The sequence below is a fragment of the Arthrobacter sp. 2YAF22_2 genome, assembly GCF_052114645.1.
Lineage (GTDB): Bacteria > Actinomycetota > Actinomycetes > Actinomycetales > Micrococcaceae > Arthrobacter.
The window spans coordinates 1-1,696 of the sequence record NZ_JBFRFD010000651.1; the positions used below are offsets into that span (position 1 = coordinate 1).

Below are 1,696 nucleotides of genomic sequence, written 5' to 3' on the forward strand. Positions count from 1 at the left end.
CGCCTGCTCGTACTGCGCGGCTACGCCCTCGGCCTCGGCCTTGCTGGCACGCAGGCGTGCCTTGACCGTACCGAAGTCGAATGCCGCCCTCCACCCGGAACTCGGCCTGGGTGAAGTCCAAGCCCACCTTGACGCCCAGGTCCCCGGGGACCAGGCTGCCCAGGGCATCCTCATCGGTGGTGTCGTCGCCGGCGAAAACGACGGCGGTGGCGTCGGCGGCCTGCCGCAGGAAGGCGATACCTTCGCCCTTGGAAGCGTGGACCACTGAGGTTTCCAAAACGCGGTTCCCTGTTTTGACGAAGACGCCCGCGCGGTCCTGCAGGGCGGCCTTCGCGGCGGCCACGGCGTCCTCGGCCACGTCGTCCGCGGCCAGCCGGGTGTGCAGCACGACGCCGGCAGGCTTGTCTTCGAGCAGCGTGCCGGGTGCCTGTTCCACGATCTCGGCCAGCTGTTGCCGCACCTGCGTCAGCACCTCCCGCTGGGCGTCGTCGAGGGCGAGTTTGGCGGAGCCGGGCCCCATCCAGACTTCCGCGCCGTGGCTGCCGATCAGCAGAGTCTGCTCCGGCGGCGAGGCGACCGCCCGGAGGCTGTCCAGCGCCCGGCCTGAGATGAGCGCCGTCGTCGTCCGCGGCAACTCCGCGAGGGCGGCGAAGGCCGCGGCGGAGCGGGGAAGCGCCCGGGCGTCCGCCGCATGGTCCACCAGGGGGGACATGGTACCGTCAAAATCCATCGCGACCAGCAGCTGCTCCGTGCCGGCGACGCGGTGCACGGCCGCCAGCAGCTCCGGGGACAGCGAAAGCCGGTTCCCGGCGGGGGTGGGTTCAGGAGTCATCGCGGACAACTTTTTCCTGCAGCGCGCGGAGGAAATCGGCCGACCAGAGGTCGACGTCGTGGTCCAAGATCTGCTTGCGCATCGCGCGCATCCGGCGGGCGGCCTCGGCGGGCTGCATGTTGACCGCCCGCATGATCGTGTCTTTGAGGCCGTCAATGTCGTGCGGGTTCATCAGGAGCGCCTGTTTGAGCTGGTCCGCGGCTCCGGCGAATTCGCTGAGCACCAGGGCGCCGTCGTTGTTCGTCCTGGCGGTGACGTATTCCTTGGCCACGAGGTTCATGCCGTCGCGCAGGGCGGTGACGAGCATGACGTCGGCCGCCAGGTACAGCGCGACCATTTCCTCGATCGGGTAGCTGTGGTGCAGGTAGCGGACGGCGGTGTTCTGCATGGTGTCGTAGGTGCCGTTGATGTGGCCGACCGTTCCCTCGACCTCTTCGCGCAGCAGGCGGTACTGCTCGACGCGCTCGCGGCTGGGGCTGGCCACCTGGATCAGCGAGGCGTCCTCCACCGTGACTTTGCCGTCCTGCAGGAGTTCCTCRWAGGCCTTGAGCCGGTGCCGGATGCCCTTGGTGTAGTCCAGCCGGTCGACGCCCAGCAGGATGGTCTTGGGATTGCCAAGGTCGCGGCGGATCTGCTTGGCTTTCTCGATGATCTCGGGCTTGCGCGCGAGTTCACTGATCTGCTTGACGTCGATGGAGATCGGGAAGGCCTGGGCCCGGGCGATGTGGGTGGTTTCGCCGTCGGCGCCCCTGACATGGACTTGTTGCTGCTTGACGCTGGCCCCCAGGAAGCGGCGGGCGGAGCGCATGAAGTTGCCGGCGTCGCTGCTGCGCTGGAAGCCCACCAGGTCCGCACCCAACAGGC

Annotated in this window: 2 protein-coding genes; both read right to left on the minus strand. The window is 68.5% G+C overall.

Annotated elements, in window-relative coordinates:
* Positions 1 to 832: trehalose-phosphatase (gene otsB, locus AB4Y86_RS18315; protein ID WP_441403571.1), on the minus strand; the 832-nt coding region annotated here is incomplete at its 3' end.
* Positions 822 to 1,696 (minus strand): alpha,alpha-trehalose-phosphate synthase (UDP-forming) (locus tag AB4Y86_RS18320; RefSeq protein ID WP_441403572.1); only part of this gene is annotated, 875 nt, incomplete at its 5' end. The genes AB4Y86_RS18320 and otsB, both read right to left, overlap by 11 nt.